General features: G+C 42.2%; 16 protein-coding genes. 8 read left to right on the top strand and 8 right to left on the bottom strand.

What is annotated here, in order from left to right; all coding sequences use genetic code 11:
- Positions 1-4: 4 nt before the first annotated feature.
- Complete coding sequence (locus tag AVL57_RS14615) at positions 5-619, bottom strand: hypothetical protein (protein ID WP_057790137.1); 615 nt, start codon at positions 617-619, stop codon at positions 5-7.
- A gap of 375 nt (positions 620-994) precedes the next feature.
- On the opposite strand from AVL57_RS14615, the gene AVL57_RS14610 reads away from it, so the two are divergent.
- A complete protein-coding gene (locus AVL57_RS14610; RefSeq protein ID WP_057790139.1) occupies positions 995-1,303 on the top strand; it encodes a hypothetical protein in 309 nt (102 codons plus the stop codon).
- Between the two features lie 72 nt (positions 1,304-1,375).
- Here AVL57_RS14610 and norR read toward each other — a convergent pair whose 3' ends face one another.
- Positions 1,376-2,932, bottom strand: coding sequence for a nitric oxide reductase transcriptional regulator NorR (gene norR, locus AVL57_RS14605; protein WP_057790141.1), 1,557 nt, complete (start codon positions 2,930-2,932; stop codon positions 1,376-1,378).
- Positions 2,933-3,092: 160 nt separating this feature from the next.
- Between norR and AVL57_RS14600 the strand changes: the two genes are divergently transcribed.
- From AVL57_RS14600 to AVL57_RS14580, 5 genes are all read left to right on the top strand, one after another.
- Positions 3,093-3,362 carry a hypothetical protein gene (locus AVL57_RS14600; RefSeq protein ID WP_057790143.1) on the top strand — a complete coding sequence of 90 codons (270 nt, stop codon included), beginning with the start codon at positions 3,093-3,095 and terminating at the stop codon, positions 3,360-3,362.
- Entirely contained in the window at positions 3,362-4,567 is a 1,206-nt protein-coding gene (locus AVL57_RS14595; RefSeq protein ID WP_057790145.1) for an NnrS family protein, read from the top strand. Before AVL57_RS14600 ends, AVL57_RS14595 begins: the two co-directional genes overlap by 1 nt.
- A 20-nt stretch (positions 4,568-4,587) precedes the next feature.
- On the top strand, positions 4,588-5,769 hold the full coding sequence (gene hmpA, locus AVL57_RS14590) for an NO-inducible flavohemoprotein (RefSeq protein ID WP_057790147.1): 1,182 nt from the start codon (positions 4,588-4,590) through the stop codon (positions 5,767-5,769).
- A 232-nt stretch (positions 5,770-6,001) separates the two neighbouring features.
- A complete protein-coding gene (locus AVL57_RS14585) occupies positions 6,002-6,964 on the top strand; it encodes a DnaJ C-terminal domain-containing protein (protein ID WP_057790149.1) in 963 nt (320 codons plus the stop codon).
- Positions 6,957-7,253, top strand: a complete 297-nt coding sequence (locus tag AVL57_RS14580) for a chaperone modulator CbpM (RefSeq protein WP_057790151.1) — start codon at positions 6,957-6,959, stop codon at positions 7,251-7,253. The genes AVL57_RS14585 and AVL57_RS14580 overlap by 8 nt, the downstream gene beginning before the upstream one ends.
- Before the next feature lie 5 nt (positions 7,254-7,258).
- On the opposite strand, the gene AVL57_RS14575 is transcribed toward AVL57_RS14580, so the two are convergent.
- Positions 7,259-8,182: a LysR substrate-binding domain-containing protein gene (locus AVL57_RS14575; RefSeq protein ID WP_057790153.1), complete on the bottom strand. Its 924-nt coding sequence runs from the start codon at positions 8,180-8,182 to the stop codon at positions 7,259-7,261.
- A 109-nt stretch (positions 8,183-8,291) separates the two neighbouring features.
- Between AVL57_RS14575 and AVL57_RS14570 the strand changes: the two genes are divergently transcribed.
- Positions 8,292-8,525 carry a hypothetical protein gene (locus AVL57_RS14570; protein WP_057790155.1) on the top strand — a complete coding sequence of 78 codons (234 nt, stop codon included), beginning with the start codon at positions 8,292-8,294 and terminating at the stop codon, positions 8,523-8,525.
- On the opposite strand, the gene AVL57_RS14565 is transcribed toward AVL57_RS14570, so the two are convergent.
- Positions 8,518-8,967, bottom strand: a complete 450-nt coding sequence (locus AVL57_RS14565; RefSeq protein WP_057790158.1) for a DUF2798 domain-containing protein — start codon at positions 8,965-8,967, stop codon at positions 8,518-8,520. The two genes, AVL57_RS14570 and AVL57_RS14565, sit on opposite strands and share 8 nt — an antisense overlap.
- Positions 8,968-9,053: 86 nt before the next feature.
- Here AVL57_RS14565 and AVL57_RS14560 point away from each other — a divergent pair, with 86 nt between their 5' ends.
- On the top strand, positions 9,054-9,473 hold the full coding sequence (locus AVL57_RS14560) for a MarR family transcriptional regulator (protein ID WP_063457271.1): 420 nt from the start codon (positions 9,054-9,056) through the stop codon (positions 9,471-9,473).
- Between the two features lie 17 nt (positions 9,474-9,490).
- On the opposite strand, the gene AVL57_RS14555 is transcribed toward AVL57_RS14560, so the two are convergent.
- The 4 genes from AVL57_RS14555 to AVL57_RS14535 form a co-directional block, all read right to left on the bottom strand.
- Positions 9,491-10,039: a YaeQ family protein gene (locus AVL57_RS14555; RefSeq protein WP_057790162.1), complete on the bottom strand. Its 549-nt coding sequence runs from the start codon at positions 10,037-10,039 to the stop codon at positions 9,491-9,493.
- Between the two features lie 163 nt (positions 10,040-10,202).
- Positions 10,203-12,224, bottom strand: coding sequence for a RecQ family ATP-dependent DNA helicase (locus tag AVL57_RS14550; RefSeq protein WP_057790164.1), 2,022 nt, complete (start codon positions 12,222-12,224; stop codon positions 10,203-10,205).
- 887 nt (positions 12,225-13,111) lie between these two features.
- Positions 13,112-14,068, bottom strand: coding sequence for a YihY/virulence factor BrkB family protein (locus tag AVL57_RS14540; RefSeq protein ID WP_057790168.1), 957 nt, complete (start codon positions 14,066-14,068; stop codon positions 13,112-13,114).
- A gap of 125 nt (positions 14,069-14,193) precedes the next feature.
- Positions 14,194-16,740 (bottom strand): excinuclease ABC subunit UvrA, encoded by a 2,547-nt coding sequence (locus tag AVL57_RS14535; protein WP_138118258.1) that lies wholly within the window; start codon positions 16,738-16,740, stop codon positions 14,194-14,196.
- Positions 16,741-16,804 lie beyond the last annotated feature (64 nt).

Genomic DNA, 16,804 nt, shown 5'->3' with positions numbered 1-16,804 from the left:
TAAGTTAATTTTTTAAGGCCATTAAACTGCGAGCATCAGTGGCGGTAAGGGTGATGCCAAACAACTTAAATGAGGCAAGTCGCTCACGCTTCCCAACGAAATCCAATAAGGTTATTTCGTTTTTGTGATTGGCCCACGCAATATGGGTGAAATCATCGGCTGAGATGGGCAAGGCATAGCTGTGTTTACGTAACGGTGAATAAACGCGAGGGCGAGTTTCCGTTTGGTTGTGCGATATAAACAGCAACCAATTTCCTGCGTTTGACCATTGGGGGGAGTATTTGCTTTTTGATGCTGTACTTGGCATCGACTCAATAAGGCGGAGCGTGGCAAGCTGTGTATCATATAACCACAGGTGCTGGTTATGCGTCGTAAAGGTAAGATAGCGATTGTCATTCGACCAACTAAACTCACTGGCTTGCTGAACACGAGGAAGGTGAACTTCACGTTTAGACGTACTGGTTCCCAGCTCTATAACCAGAGTTTCTGGCTCACTCATATAGGCAACATAGCCATTGCTTTTATTGGCAGCATAGTGATTATCTGTATGTGTAACTGCGCTTACCCAGGTAGGAAATACCAAGATTATTGCGCAACAACCTAGCATTAACGGTTTCATGTTCATTCCTTAAAGTAGGGTGGAAAAGACCAATCCTTCTTGTCGCGACATCAACCTGCGCCTTTAAAGCGATTGGTGTTGGAATGAGTATTGTCGGATACCAAGAAAAAGAACTTACGGAAACTTAACGGTTTGAAAATACTTCATGAAGTCAAACTTACGGGGTGGGAAAGTATAAATTATTCAATTGGTTGAAAGATTTGAGTGAGTTTGGAATATATTGAGTTGAGTTCTGTTTTACGCAGCTAAAAGGTATGTTAAGAATATTCTGCAGTGAGTTTTTTGCTTTGATTAGCTCTGCTTTCTTGGTATTCGTCTAGGTTTTCGTTTAAGTTTAGCGCCTGTGAACGCTAATCCTTAAGATGGACACCATAGATGAAAAAGCTTTCTAAAGTGCAAATTAAACAACAAGCACTTGTCCTTGATGTTGCCAATATGCTTGAAGAGCAAGGGCGCGCTGAAATTCCTGGCATGGTGCAATGCTGGTTTGATATGAAATATGAGCTTTTCCCAAGCTCTTTATTGCTGCGCTTTCAGTTTGAAAATGAGCAAGCCCTAGCAGCTTCAGAGCCGGAATTATTAAAATGGCGAAAGCGGTTAAGTGCCGCTATGGTAAAAAAAGGGGTTATTTTAAAAGATATGCGAAGGCACTTAGTATTTACTGTAGAAGGGCCGGAAGCATAATTTGTAGAGGCAGCGTTCATTATGTATAAAGTGCTCTAACTCTGAAGGGTTGAACGGGTAATTCATGATGCCTTATATCGTCTTTTTTACTTCGATGCCTAAGCGCTTAGCAAGACGTACTAGATTGGCCCGATCTAGCGAAAGTACTCGTGCTGTTGCGGCCCAGTTATAATCATGCTGTTTTAACTGCTCGCTTATAACCGCAAATTGCAATGACTCGACCGCCTGTTTTAAAGGTTGATTGGTAATAGTATGAATAGTGTTTTTAGCGCTAACTAGCATGGTTGCGTTTGGTTGCGGCGTTAAGTCGCAATGTTCACTTGTAATAGTCACTATTGGGTTTTGCCATTGGCTTTGTTTAGCTTTCAGTGCGCTGCGGCTAATCACATGTTCAAGTTCGCGAACATTACCCGGCCAATTGTACTGGTTCAGCAATAGGTTTGCCTCTGCACTCAGTTTTAATTGCTTAATACCTAATTTACGTGCTGTTTGCTCAATAAAGTAACCAGCAAGCAAAGTCACGTCCTGCTCGCGCTTGTTAAGTGCTGGCACGGTAATAGGGTAAACACTTAAGCGATGATATAAGTCAGCCCTGAACCGGCCCTGTGCCACTTCGTTTTTTAAGTCACGGTTGGTGGCGGCTACTACGCGCACGTCTACATATTTTGGGGTATCTTCACCTACTGTTTGAATTTCACCGCTTTGCAATACGCGTAATAATTTACTTTGCATTGCCAGCGGTAATTCACCTATTTCGTCTAAGAATAATGTGCCACCATCAGCTAACTGAAATTTTCCTTGGCGCGCATTTTGTGCGCCAGTAAAAGCCCCTTTTGCGTGTCCAAAAAACTCACTTTCTGCCAGGTTTTCGGGAAGTGAGGCGCAATTTAAATGGATAAGTGGCTGATCTTTGCGGGCAGAATTCATATGTATATTTCGTGCTACTAATTCTTTACCTACGCCAGTCTCACCCAAAACCAATACGCTAAAATTAGATGCAGCAACGAGTTTTATTTCGTTTTTAAGTGTTTGCATTACCCCGCTTTGGCCAATAATTTCGCCGCCATCGCGAGTTAACGTATCGCGTGTTAGTTCTTGCACAAGTGCATGCGAATGCTGAGCGTTTTGCTTGTAATGGGCAAGTTCTAAGGCCGTTTTAAAATGTGCACTGCACAATGTTTGCAAGGTATTGAGTGTATCTGCACTAATGTTGCTAAAGGCATTTGCATCAAGGCTGTCGAACGTAAGTACACCAAGTAACGCGCTTTTATCGTAAAGGGGTAAACCTAAACAAGCATGCACAGGAATATCGCCGGTTTTGGCCAACAGCAGTCCGTCGTACGGATCGGGTAAGGGACAGTCGTGTGCAAACTGTAATGCGTGGTTTGCACTGCAAATAGCTTGTAGGCGAGGGTGCTCAGATATTGTAAAGCGCCGACCTAGGCTGTCGGGCATAAGGCCCTTAATAGCAAGAGGCTTAAGTTGATCTCTTTGTAGGGCAAGCAGTGCACTAGCATCACTTGGTATTACACGCTCAACCGTTGCCAATAACTGGTCGAAACTGTGCTCGTGCAGAGTGCTTTGAGCTAGTTCTAGCGCGACTTGGGTGAGATTGAATTGTTGGCTCATGTCAAAATGACCTTTACGTGTGTTTATGATTCAAATTAGAGTAGGTCATAAAGACATATTATGTAAAGTTAATATATTTAACGTATTGATAAATAGTCATTTAATTTAGTGGCACAGTATGTGTAATAGCTAAGTAACGTTAACGGTTACTGAGGTGGTTATGAACACTCTGACAATAAGTAATGCCAGCAGAAATTCTGAGTTAGGCTCTTTTTTTCATTCGCTCTTGTTTGCAGCTAATACCATATTGGGGCTTAGCTTCGCTTTTATCATTGTGAGTATTTTAATTAGCTATCCGTATGCAGAGTACTTTTCGATGCATGCACAGTTATTAGCCCATATTAGTACTATCGTGATGGCAGCTATTTTAAAGGTGAGCTATGTGATGCGCTGTGTTGCTCAGCATGGTTTAGGGCTGGAAGTTCGTTGATGCATTCACGTTCGACTATCCATCAAATCACGACATGGCCGCTGTGGATGCGTGCGTTTAGACCTGGTTTTTTAGCCGGAGGCTTGCTTGCATTTTTGTCGATAGGGTATTGGCTACTTATTTTAACAGGTTATGTGACTTGGCAGTTAACAATGCCTGCAACAATCTGGCACGCCCATGAAATGCTATTTGGCTTTACCGGTGTTGTAGTTGTGGGGTTTTTACTTACTGCTGCACAAACATGGACGGGCGCTCCTAGTATTAATGGCAAGGCGCTTATGGTGCTTACTTTTATATGGGTTAGTGCCCGTTTAGCTTTTTTTATTGTATTACCTAATTTTGCCAGTGCTAATTTATTGGCTGTTGTTGTGCTGCAACTAGCATGGTGGTTAGGCGCAATCGGTGTGCTGGCTAATATGCTTCTAAAAGCGAGAAGTAAAAATAACTATCAGTTTTTAGCCATTCTGAGCGTGCTGTGCGCACTTAATATACTCTACTTAATTCTGGTTTTAATTAACAACATTCAGCTCGCACTGGCGGTGGTAGATACTGCGGTACTCGTTATTAGTTTACTTATTGGCGTGGTGACAGGAAGAGTGCTTCCCTTTTTCACCGCTAAGGGATTAGCGCTGAGCGAGCAAGTGCGCACGCCTAACATTGATAAAGCACTGCTTTATTTATCAATGTTAGGAATCACTTTGTTTTTTATCAGCAAGTTTTTTTTAGATTCAATTAGCCCTGCGTTAATTGTGTTAGTCGTTGCTTCGCTTCACTTAATTAGAGCCGGTATTTGGTGGAATAAAAAAGTGCTGAAAGTACCTTTGTTGTGGTCTTTGCACTTTTCTTACCTTGCGCTAGGTGTTGGCTTATTACTGATAGCATTGAGCTTTTACACAAGTGTCATATCTTTTAAAGACGCGTTGCATCTCATCACTATTGGTGCAGTAGGAATGATGATTTTAGCCATGATGACCCGAGTATCGCTTGGTCACACGGGACGCGCGCTCATCATTCCTAATTACATGTCCATTGCTTTTGTTCTTGTGCTGGTGGCAGGCATTACTCGCTCAATTCTACCTTATTTTATTGGCCCATACTTCGCTTGGCGGGTTAGCGCTTTGCTGTGGTTAGCGGCTTTCTTATTATTTTTAATTCACTGCACACCTATATTAACGCGATGTCGCGTCGATGGGCGCAGTGGTTAGTTTACCAACAGGAATACATTATGTTATCTGATAAAACTATTGAGATTGTTAAAAGTACCGTTCCATTATTAGCGCAAGCAGGTACGGTGGTTACCGATCATTTCTATAAGCGTATGTTTAGCCAGCATCCTGAGCTCAGGAATATTTTTAATATGACGAATCAAGAGAGTGGACGCCAACAATTCGCGCTGTTTAACGCATTAGCCGCATACGCTCAAAATATTGATAATTTATCGGTATTAAAAGAGGCATTAGCACGCATTAATCATAAACACACCAGTTTAAATATTTTACCTGAGCACTATCCGATTGTAGGCGCACATCTAATTGGCACTCTTAAAGAGCTAATTCCTGAGCAGTTTACCCCAGACGTAGAATACGCATGGCGTGAAGCTTATGCTCTGCTTGCTGAAATATGCATAACCGAAGAAGCTGCATTGTATGAGCATAGTAAAAACACTATTGGTGGCTGGGCAGGTACGCGTCAATTTGAAATAACTAATAAGCAGCTCGAATCTGAATTTGTAACAAGTTTTACACTTACGCCCGTAGATGGCAAAGCAGTTGTTGCTCATAAATCAGGTCAATATTTGGGTATTAAAGTTCAGCCTGAGAGCGCTGAATACGAAGAAATTCGTCAGTATTCAATTTCACAAAAAACCAATGGTGAAAACTACCGCATTAGCGTTAAGAAAGAGCTAATGCCAAAGCCTGGCATGGTGTCAAATCATCTACACTCACTAGCTCAAGGTGACATAGTTGAACTCTACCCGCCTGCGGGAGATTTCTTTTTACGCACTAGTGCTAACCCTGTGGTGCTTATTTCAGCAGGTGTTGGGCAAACGCCAATGGTAGCGATGCTCGAAACATTATTAAGCGATAATACCAACCAAGACATTGTTTATTTACATGCATGCGAGAATACAAAGCAGCACTCATTTTCAAATTATTTAAATGAATTAAGTGCAGTGTATAGCCGTTTGCAAACTATGACGTGGTTTAATCAAAGTAGTGGCGGTGTAGATTTTACAGGGCAAATGGATTTAACCGCAGTACAAGCACAGTTACCGATTAAAAATGGCGATTTCTATTTATGTGGGCCTGCAGGATTTATGGCATTTGTGAAAAAGCAGTTGTTAGAGTTAGGAGTTGAAAACGAGCATATACATTACGAAATTTTCGGTCCTCATCAAGATTTATAACCAAACAAAGTATAGCTGGGGCGTACAGCATTATTGATTGGCGCCCCATTTCAGGTAAGTTATTACGCAGACTTTCGATGCGTAAGCGCTATTGTTGAGCTTAATCTGACCTTCTTATGCTAAAAAGTACGTTTAATTTGCAGTCGCAATGATATTTGATCAGTATCAAACGATGCATTGTCGGCATCCGCTATATTATTAATTCTATAGTCATTACGCTGAGCACCATTGCATGGAATTTAAAGATTATTATCAGGTTCTTGGTGTCGAAGAAGATGCTGATTTAAAAGCAATAAAAAAAGCATATCGAAAGCTTGCGTTAAAGCTGCACCCAGATATGCAACCTGAAAAGAATTCTGATGATGAATTCAAAGAATTAGTCGAAGCTTATGAGGTGCTTAAAGATCCACAACGCAGAGCTGAATACGATGAATTGAAAAAATATGGCACTGCTTCGCACGACAATTTTCAACCCCCTCCTGGCTGGCAAAGTAGTAATGATTCTAATAGCGCTCACTCCGGTGGTGACTTTTCCGACTTTTTTAATTCAGTATTTGGTGGTGGAGGCTTCGACCAAAGGCAGCGTAGCCATCAGCCAGACGATTTTTCAGGATTTAATAGTCAGGGTCAAGACGCCGAAATTGAAGTTCCCGTATTTCTTGAGGACCTTTTTTCAGAAGCGCCAAAAACGATTCAATTTTCGATGCCATCATTAGAAGATGGAAACGTTAAACACGTCAATAAAACCCTAAAAGTTAAAATACCTAGCGGCGTGGTTGACGGAGAGCGGATCAGGCTAAAAGGCCAAGGCGGCAAAGGGCTGGGGAAGGGGAGAAGCGGCGATCTTTATTTGCACATTCGCCTAGTGCCTCATCCACTGTTTGATGTAGAAGGGCACAATCTCGTACTCACAGTGCCTATATTGCCTTGGGAAGCCGTACTTGGATGTAAAGTTGAAGTACCTACCTTGGCAGGAAAGATTAACCTGAATATAAAGCCAAATAGTCAAACGGGTCATAAATTACGAGTTAAGGGTAAAGGGCTTAAAATGAAAACTGGCCTTGGTGATATGATTGCTGTTTTAAAAATCGTTACTCCAGATAAAACGACCGACGAAGACAAGGCTTTGTGGCAACAACTAGCGCAATTAGCGCACGATGATCCTCGTTCAAAATGGAGTCAAAAAGATGTCTGAAACCTTGCTCATTATTTCCTTTGAAGAACTTTGCCACATTGAACAGCTAAGCAAAGACATGATTATTGAAGTTATCGATTATGGTATTGCTGAGCCCGTTTCAGGCGACAATACGCGTAACTGGGTATTCGATACCAATAGTGTACGGTGGGTGAAAAAAGCTATAACACTATATTCCCAATTAGAATTGGATTGGATAGCGGTCGCGATGATTGTCGAGTTGCTGAAACAAAAAGAAAAACTGACAGAAGAGAACGAAAATCTTCAGCGCCGGCTAATGCGCTTTTAACCCTATTATTGCAGTTGAAGTGCTTCGTGGTTTGCCATTTTCTTTCTAAGCCATTCGCAAAAATGTGCGATACGTTGCTGCTTCGGCGAGTTTTTAAGATAAACAAAGTGAGATTTCCAGCGTACAGGATGTGGAATATCAACGGGCACCACCAATTGCCCCGATTTTAAATACTGACCTATCATAACATCAGAGGCTAACATGACGCCTTGACCTGCCAGCGCTGCGCTAAGGGCCAGATCGCTAGAAGACACCACTGTTTTTCTCAACACTTTATTCGATAGATTTATTTTATTGTGTTCGAAGTATGACTCCCAACTTGCTTTCTCTTCTCCAGCAAGTGCTAGCAGGCGCGTGCCTAGCATATCTTCAACAGAATGCAGTTGCTTTTGAGTTTGAAAGGCAGGCGAACAAGCAGGTACGACGCCATTTTCACCAAATTTTCGCGTAATAAGGCCGTCATCCTGAGATGCGGTGGTTGAGGTATAAAAACGAATGGCTACGTCGATATCGCCTTTATGTAAACTTTCAATGCGATTAGATGCTTGAATATTGATATTAATATTGGGGAACTCATTAAAAAACTCGAATAAATTAGGCATAAGCCACAATGAACAAAAAGCTTGAGTAGATGTAACTGTTAAGCTTCCCTCTAAAGGCTCTTCGTGTATTTGGTTCATACCATTAACGATTTCGCTAAATCCTTTTTCACACGATGCATAAAGTGTTCTGCCAGGGCCAGTTAAAATCATCTTTCGTGATTGCCTACGAAATAAGCTTACGCCTAGATTGGTTTCTAGTTGTCTCATCTGTTGGCTAACTGCCGCTTGTGAAATATATAACTCTTCTGCTGCCTTGCTATAACTCTCATGTCTTGCGGCTACTTCAAAACAAAGCAGGTTATTTAGCCATCGTAATCGCTTATCCATTATTTTCCATCATATAAGTTCAGCTTATTTTATAAGTTAGATTTAATCGTTGGTTTAGTAAAGAGCTAATCGCGACACTAGCTACACTAAATGACAAGGAGCTAGTGGCGTGAATACGAAAAAAAGTGGGGCGGTTTCATATTTAATAGCAATAAAAGATAAGCTTGCAGGCAGTTTTGACTACGCGAAAAAACGAGATTCTTTACAAGGTGATAATATTGCTAACGTTGAAAGCGCTGACAGTAATGGAACAGATGATACTTGTGAGAACAGCGCTTCAAAGGGCATGCTATCTAACATGGGAGATAAGCTGTGCTTATCAAAGTGGAGTGCTTTTAAGTAGCCGAGGAAAAATGCGCTTCTAATCTTGGCTTAATTACCAAACTCATCAAACACGCCATTGCTATGCCAATAGGTAAAGCGGCAAGTAAGCTTAGCGATGCCTCTTTTACAAATAGCTCAAGCGACGGAAAGCCTTGGTTATTAAACGTTGTGATCAGCGCTAGAACCGACTCCATAATAAAGGCCATGGTCAAACCGTGAATTACATTGCGCTGCAACACTGAAAGAGAGGAAAAAATACGCTGAACGAGTTTGTTAACGAAATAAAAAGTTACGCCGCCGAAGGGGAGCATTATTAAGAATGCGAACGTAAACGCACTTAACCACGTTGGAATGAATGCTTGTTCTGGTAGAATACTCACAGATGTCATTATGGCTGTTAGTAATCCAATCAGTAGCATAGCTACCGGCAGCAGAATTAAGATTTTCTTTATATGGTTCATGATGACCACGCTCACTCTATTAGTTGACAATGTCAACCTTAATGAAAAAAGTTGACAATGTCAACTAAATGGGTTCTGTTCGTACTATGAAATTCAATGATGCCTTGTTCAATCTTCTCAATACTATTCGTAATACGATCTTATCTGAGATAAAAAATACCCCTTTAGCATTGGCGCCAATGCAGTTGAAGTCGTTAAAAATCATTAGTCAAATAGATGCTTGTACAGGGCAAAAGCTGACAGACTTTTTGGGTAGAGATAAGGCTCAGATAAATAGATTAATTAAGGAATTGGTGGAAAACGACTTAGTGCGTAAAGTACAAAGTGAAGAAGATAAACGTAGCCAAATTCTATCGCTAACGGAAAGTGGAAAACGCGCACTTGAGATATTCGTAGAAATAGAAGAGCGCGTTTTTTTTGACATGCTTAAAGATGTTAGCGATGAAGAAAAAGAGATATTTAAGAAACTAGTACTTACATTCAAACATAATTTAGATGAAAGGTGAGTTAACTCACCTTATTGTTATAAATGCTTTTCAATTTCCACTTCTATACATTCGCTATTGCCCGCGCTTTCGATAGTTAGCCAGATTTGACCATCTTGCACCGTTACTTGCATTTGCATCGAACGGTCTACGGCATTAGCCAGAGTGGTAGATAAGCTCTCAGGCAAGGTAAACACCGATAAGTTCTTTCTGGTACGCAAGCTGTTCTGTTCTTTCTTCCACCAAGCATCGAAGCTGTTATCTGCGTAAGCATAAATCATCATCTGCTGGCTTTGATTGCAGCCTTTTTTAATACGTTGTTCAGATGGTTGCCCCAACTCAATCCACAGTTCTATTACGTCGCTGAAGTCCTTTTGCCAAATGTCTGGCACTTCATCATCAGATAGGCCTTTTGTAAACTGTAATTGTTCGTGAGCATTTACAATAAAGGCCACGATGCGAAGCATCATGCGTGCATCATTTTCAGAAGGGTGACGAGCAATAGTGAGATTGTGCTCATTGTAGTAATTACGGTCCATATCAGTTATTGATATGTCCGCTTTAAAAATGGTTGCTTTAAGGGCCATGGTAATCCTGAGTATTATGCCAAGTGCGTTATGTAATGCTTAACGCTAGTTTTATTTTTATCTTAATATTCATTTGGCGTTTTTGTACAAGTATAAAATTTCTTGCACTGCCTTTTTACAGCACTTATTTACTGCGCTTATTTATTGCATATGGTAACAGGTATTAAAGCCTTGTGCCCTCATCTAAAATTTCAGTAACTACGGCTTTCACATCCCCATACCTGCAAAACTCACAACTTCCAAACCCTGGAACTTGCCTTACTTTTAAACGAGTAAATAAAGGCATAGTCATCGCGGTTAAAAAACGGCAATAGATAGATTCAGTAATGGTTTCGTTAAACTTACCTTTAAGGTGAGCATTAAGCGCTGCCATCGACTCGGCTACTTGGGTTTTATTTGGTAAGGGAATAGGTGTTGAGTAGTCTAGTTTGGCCACTTTACCATTGCACACACTGCAATGGCCGCATTCTTTTGGCGCCTGTTGGTCATCAAAATAGGCCGATAAGTTATAGTTTAAACAGCTATTAAGCTCGAAGAACCGTACCAGAGCAGCAATACGTTTTACTTCTTTAAGCTCATTTTCAGCAAAATACCGGGCTAGGCTTTCGGCCAAGCTTTCTGATAGATCATCTGCTAACAGTGCTTGTTGATTCACCTCGTACACATCGGTGATTAAACGCGAGGCGAGTTCGATATGATTATGTTCGTGTAAATATTCTAACGCCGTCACCACTCTTGAACGCTCGGCACCGTAATGCTCAAAAATACTGTCGAAATTCACTACGCCCCATACTTTTTTCATATCGGTATGGGTGAAAACGGCGTTTAGGAAATCGCTTCGTTCTTTACCAAATAAGTTGAGAATATCGGCTTTTTCGGTATTAAAGCGGTATTTGAATTCAGCAAAATAGGCGTATAACGGACGGATAACTTTGGCTAGTTCCAACTGTACTAACAGCGTTTTAAGGGGTAGCTGACGAATATTACTTAACGTCGATAAGCTATTAATTTGTGTTTCCCATTGATACATACCTTTGTCCGATGCACTGTTTGCAGTACTGCTTGAAGCGCCAGAGCCTTGCTCTGGCGCTTGACTGGCAATGTCCTTAATTACCCGCTCAATAGCGGATTTGTCTGGCGTATCGCCATAAACAAAATTTTCAATAGTCACCAGACCATCAAGATTAGCCAATACAGTACAATTCGCGTTTTGTCCGTCGCGCCCACCACGGCCAATTTCTTGGCTGTAGTTCTCTATAGACTTAGGTAAATCGTAATGCACAACAAAACGAATGTCAGATTTATCAATGCCCATGCCAAACGCAATGGTGGCCACTACCACTTGTAGCTTGTTCGCCATGAAATCTTGTTGAATGTTCTGGCGCACATCACTGTCTAGCCCCGCGTGATATGCACTTGCTGCACAGCCGTTTTGTTGTAAATAGCGGGCCACTTGTTCAGCGGTTTGTTGCAGTGTTACATATACAATGCCTGCGCCTTTCTGGCGCTTAAGTTCATCTAATAGCGCTTGGTTTTTATTTGCTTCTACCACCGGCAGCACATTCAAATTAAGGTTTGGGCGGTAGAAACCGGTTTGGACAATATTCTCGGGCGCAATATCAAACCGGCGTGCCATATCGAGTTTCACTTTTTTAGTGGCCGTTGCGGTTAGCAGCAGCACTAAAGGGATATTTAATTCTTGTTGATAGGCTGGCAGTTTCAAATAATCAGGGCGAAAGTTGTGCCCCCACTCAGAGATACAATGCGCTTCGTCGATAACCAACATTGAAACCGCAACAGACTCTATAAACTGCCTGAAACGTTCGTTCTTAAAACGTTCTACCGACACCATTAAAATTTTACACTCACCAGAGCGAACATCGTTCATGACTTGCTTATTTTGCTCAGCAGTTAGTGTTGAATCGATGCTCGCGGCAGCAATGCCTTTGCTATGTAGAAAAGCGAGCTGATCTTTCATTAAGGCTAATAACGGGGATACCACCAAGGTTAAGTGGGGCAGTTGGGTTGCCACAAACTGATAACACAACGACTTCCCAGAACCGGTAGGAAATATGGCAAGCGATGAGCGCTGATTTAACAGACCATCTACAACCTCTTGCTGGCCGGAGCGAAACGAGGGAAATCCAAACAGGTTTTGTAATTGTGAAGAGTAGTCTGTGGTCATTTAGCTGCGCATAGCCTTGATGTATTTGAGGTTATGATACAGCAATAAAAGATGCGTTTGCGCAAAAGCTATTAGTTGGCACATTCTGTACATGGCTCTTGGTATGTATTCTCTAATAAGTCTTTTAAAACAAACAAGTAGTAGTAAAATATTTATTCTTATTGCTGGACATAATCGAATGTAGGCTTTTACTATAATGATGAATATCGTCATAGATGATACCGTTTTTTCGGTGCAGTGTTACTTCACCGCAAACTTGCCTAAGTAGTAGAACAAGGAATTATAAGCATGGATTGCCTTAAGTATTTTTCTTTATTTTTAATAATAATCACCTTTTCTTTTAGCGCATTCGCAGTCGAAACATGCGTTGAGGAGAAAGCGGCTGTAGATCATTGGAATGGGCTCTTAAGGCATGAAGTGACGGAATATCGACGTTCAAAACATCGCGACGCTAAATCTACGTTTTTGGCTTGTTTAGGAAGTGTAAATAGTCGCGATAGTAGCGTTAAAACACAGGTTTACACGCAGAAAAATTTGAATGTACGCAGAAACACAAGTAGGTCTCAACAATCGAGTGTTCGCAAATATCCTTCAACCCGCAATTTCTCAGTAAGCAGCTATCACAATTTCAAAGGTGCAAAACGAGAAGCCTGGGATAATTTTTACAAAGAATCACCGGACTGTATGAACAATAGCGGAGATATGACTGTGTTCGTAAAGTGCGCATCGGAAAGAAAAGACTATTTACACAGATTTAGCTCCCTCTGGGATGAGAGAAGGCAATCAATGAAAGTCCCTATTGAATAGTGCTGCATCCTCTACCCATGCCCAAAGTTTGAAGCTAGGAACCTGACAAACTAATCCAAACTTAAAATTCATTAGTTGCTTCAACTTCCCCTCAAATCCTCCGGCGTGTTATCTGCCACCACGGCATCTCGTTCACCCATAGGTTTGTCTTCGCCTACGGTGCTGTCTGCCGAGGTTTGAAGCTCAATGGACGAGTTTACTTCCGCGCCAATAAGTATGATATAGGCGCTTAAGTACAGCCACATAAGTAGAATAATAATGCCACCTACCGAACCGTAGGTTTTGTTGTAGCTGGCGAATTCATTCAAATAAATAGAAAACCCATAAGATGCGGCAATCCACAATAAGGTAGCGAATAAAGATCCTGGTGTAACCCATCGCCACTGCGCTGAACGCCTATGCGGTGCGTAACGGTATAGTGCCGATAGTCCGATGTTAAAGAGCAATAGCAACACAGGCCAGGTTATCCATGAAGCTTGCTTAAAGCTTATTAAGCCGCCAGACACCCAACTTATCATTTCCGGCAGTACCGTAATGCAAACTAGCGCAACAATAACGGTAGCTATCATACTGATGGTGCCGGTTATGCGGGCAAGCAAGCCTTTAAAAAAGCCTCTGCCATTATCTTCGATGTAGGTAATGTTACATGCAGTAATAAGTGCGTTGGCACCTTTGCTACTACTCCACAATGATAAAAAGAGCGTAAGAAAGAAGCCCCAACCCAGTGCTGAATTCGATTTTTGGGTAAGATTTTTAAGCTGTTCTTCAATAATATAGCTACTATCGCTAGGTACTACGTTAACCAATAAGGCCATGTGGTTTTGTAATTCTTCCGGCGACACCATTAAGCCATATAAAGAAATGGTTGCACCAAGAAGTGGGAATATTGCCAGCAAGCAGTAGAACGCAACGCCTGCGGCAATAAGTGGAATGTTATGGCTTTGGATATTGGTAAAGGTTCGTTTAACAATACTCCACCAGTTTTTTAGCGTTAATCCCAAAGCAGACTCTGCCTGAGTAGATTGCGTTGTGCTCATGTAATGCAGTTCACTTTGCTCGTTGATAATGTTTATACAGAGCGCAGGACAAGTCAGATTATAAAAAAAACTGCTAGCTCATTTGTACTTACAATTAACACGCACCAGTATCGCATCTAGCAATGCTAAACTGGGGTGATAAACGGGGCTGTTTTACTTTCTGCACAACTAGCAACATCTTTTGGTGTACCGCTAGCGACTATTTTTCCACCTGCATCACCGGCACCAGGGCCGATATCTATTAAGTAATCACTGGCCGAAGCAACCTGCATATTGTGCTCTACCATTACCACGCTGCTGCCTTCATCCACTAACGTATTTAGATGCTTCATGAGTAGTGCGATATCAGCGGGGTGAAGCCCAGTTGTGGGTTCGTCTAGTACATAGAGCGTGTGTTTCTTTTCGGCGCGTTTTAGCTCGGTAGCTAGCTTTATTCGCTGCGCTTCTCCTCCTGAAAGTTCGGTGGCGGGTTGGCCTAATCGCAAATAGCCTAAGCCGACTTTTACCAGCGCATCTAGTGCACGAAAAACAGGAGCTTCATTGGCGAATATGTTATGTGCCTCGGCCACACTTAGCGACAGTACATCGGCTATCGATAATTCGTTCCAAGTAACGTCTAAGGTGTCTTGATTGTAGCGTTTTGTGTCGCACACGGGGCAGGGGGAATACACTGATGGCATAAATAGTAACTCCACCGATACAAAGCCTACACCCTCGCAGTTGGCGCACCTTCCTTTGGTAGTATTAAACGAAAATCGACCTGCATCGTAACGTCGTTTTTTTGCTAATGGTGTGGCGGCAAATAGTTTGCGCACATGGTCGAATAGGCCTGTGTAAGTCGCTAAATTCGAACGGGGCGTTCTGCCAATTGGTGATTGGTTTACTACTACTAAACGTTTTATTTTTTCTACATCATTTTTATTAGCATTATCAATATAGCCATTTACGGGCTGCTCGTCGTTGCTTTCTAACAAAGTAGCTTCGGTAATATCCGTCGTTTTTTTTTCAGTGGGCGCGTTTTTAACCGTTGAGTTTTTATCTGATGCTTTACTCGCATCAAGTGACGCTTTCACCAGCGTTACCAATGCATGGCTGACCAAGCTCGATTTACCTGACCCCGATACGCCCGTTACTGTGGTAATAGTCCCCAGAGGAAATGCGCAGTCCATATTTTCAAGATTATTTTTGGTAATGGCTTTTAATGAAAGCCAGCCAGTGGGCTTGCGGTTGTGGTGCCTAAGGGCTAGTGCGTTATCGAATAGATACTGCGAGGTTATTGAATTAGATGCTTGCTGTAACGTACCTACTGGCCCACTAAAAACTAATTCCCCGCCATTTGTGCCGGCATTGGGGCCTATATCAACAACCCAGTCGGCGTGTTTAATGACTCGCGGGTTATGTTCAACCAGAAATACGCTATTTCCCGCCTCTACCAGTGCATCAAATGCCTCTAGTAACGCATTTACATCATTAGGATGAAGGCCAGACGAAGGCTCATCCATGATATATACCACACCAAACAATTTTGATTTTATTTGGGTGGCTAGCCGCAACCGTTGTAGTTCACCTGCTGAAATAGTCGTGGTGCTTCGCTCTAGAGAAAGATACCCCAACCCAAGGGCAATAATAGGTTTAATACGCGCTACTATGTCTTTGCCAATATTGCGGATAACTAGCGCCCGTTCGTTATTTTGCGCTTCGGCGGTTTCAAGAAGTGTTTGTAAATGTTCCACCACGTCGCTTAAAGAAAGCCGAGAGAAGGCGGTGATGTCTAAGCCACAAAGCGTCACCGAAAGTGAAGCTTGTTTTAGCTTCTTTCCATGACATTGTGGGCAGGTTGAAACGGCAAGATATTGGGCGACTTTTTGCTTAATCTTTTCTTTTTGAGAGGTTTTAAAGGTTTCAAGTACATAATGTTTAGCGCCAATAAACTTACCATTATAACTGGCAGGTTCGCCTTCTTCCTTCGCCGCTTGGGTTTGCGCTAAATTGTAGTTTCTGTAAACAGGCACTTGCGGGGTATCGTCTGTGTATAAAATCCAGTCTCGGGTAGATTCGGGTAACGCCTGCCAGGGTATATCTACATCAATGTCTAACGACAGCAATACCCTAACTAGATTTTTACCCTGCCACGCTCCTGGCCACGCGGCAATAGCGCCTTCACGAATGGTAAGGGTGGGGTCGGGAACAAGTTTATCTTCGGTAACATCGAACACAGTACCAATACCATGGCATTGCCCGCAGGCACCTTCAACGGTATTTGGCGAGAACCCATCGGCATAAATAATCTTTTGACCAGCAGGGTAATCACCTGCTCGGGAATACAGCATACGAAGGCTATTTGAAATAGTGGTGATACTGCCTACCGATGAACGAATAGAGGGGGCGCCTCGGTTCTGATGTAACCCAACCGCGGGTGGCAAGCCTTCAATACTATCTACATCGGGCGTTTCAATTTGCTCGATTAACCTTCTAGCATAAGGTGAAACCGAATCTAGATAACGATGCTGCGCTTCAGCGTATAGGGTGCCAAACGCAAGTGAGGACTTACCCGAACCAGAAATACCCGTAAAAGCCACAATCTTATTTCGGGGGATATCAACATCCACGCCTTTCAAATTGTGAACCCGTGCTCCGCGTATCTGCAGAAAATTATCATTATCTATTGTCATGCGTCCCTTACCATCCTTACCGTTTCCAACCTTGCAAAATAAGGCGAACCTAGGATGAGTAAGG

It is taken from the genome of Alteromonas stellipolaris, assembly GCF_001562115.1.
Lineage (GTDB): Bacteria > Pseudomonadota > Gammaproteobacteria > Enterobacterales > Alteromonadaceae > Alteromonas > Alteromonas stellipolaris.
The sequence above is the reverse complement of the archived record's forward strand: the minus strand, read 5'-3'. Positions and strand labels throughout refer to the sequence as shown.

Bases quoted from the DNA above. Each gene is read 5' to 3' on its own strand.
- AVL57_RS14615 (WP_057790137.1), bottom strand. From the start codon at position 619: ATGAAACCGTTAATGCTAGGTTGTTGCGCAATAATCTTGGTATTTCCT.
- AVL57_RS14610 (WP_057790139.1), top strand. From the start codon at position 995: ATGAAAAAGCTTTCTAAAGTGCAAATTAAACAACAAGCACTTGTCCTT.
- norR (WP_057790141.1), bottom strand. From the start codon at position 2,932: ATGAGCCAACAATTCAATCTCACCCAAGTCGCGCTAGAACTAGCTCAA.
- AVL57_RS14600 (WP_057790143.1), top strand. From the start codon at position 3,093: ATGAACACTCTGACAATAAGTAATGCCAGCAGAAATTCTGAGTTAGGC.
- AVL57_RS14595 (WP_057790145.1), top strand. From the start codon at position 3,362: ATGCATTCACGTTCGACTATCCATCAAATCACGACATGGCCGCTGTGG.
- hmpA (WP_057790147.1), top strand. From the start codon at position 4,588: ATGTTATCTGATAAAACTATTGAGATTGTTAAAAGTACCGTTCCATTA.
- AVL57_RS14585 (WP_057790149.1), top strand. From the start codon at position 6,002: ATGGAATTTAAAGATTATTATCAGGTTCTTGGTGTCGAAGAAGATGCT.
- AVL57_RS14580 (WP_057790151.1), top strand. From the start codon at position 6,957: ATGTCTGAAACCTTGCTCATTATTTCCTTTGAAGAACTTTGCCACATT.
- AVL57_RS14575 (WP_057790153.1), bottom strand. From the start codon at position 8,182: ATGGATAAGCGATTACGATGGCTAAATAACCTGCTTTGTTTTGAAGTA.
- AVL57_RS14565 (WP_057790158.1), bottom strand. From the start codon at position 8,967: ATGAACCATATAAAGAAAATCTTAATTCTGCTGCCGGTAGCTATGCTA.
- AVL57_RS14560 (WP_063457271.1), top strand. From the start codon at position 9,054: ATGAAATTCAATGATGCCTTGTTCAATCTTCTCAATACTATTCGTAAT.
- AVL57_RS14555 (WP_057790162.1), bottom strand. From the start codon at position 10,039: ATGGCCCTTAAAGCAACCATTTTTAAAGCGGACATATCAATAACTGAT.
- AVL57_RS14550 (WP_057790164.1), bottom strand. From the start codon at position 12,224: ATGACCACAGACTACTCTTCACAATTACAAAACCTGTTTGGATTTCCC.
- AVL57_RS14540 (WP_057790168.1), bottom strand. From the start codon at position 14,068: ATGAGCACAACGCAATCTACTCAGGCAGAGTCTGCTTTGGGATTAACG.
- AVL57_RS14535 (WP_138118258.1), bottom strand. From the start codon at position 16,740: ATGACAATAGATAATGATAATTTTCTGCAGATACGCGGAGCACGGGTT.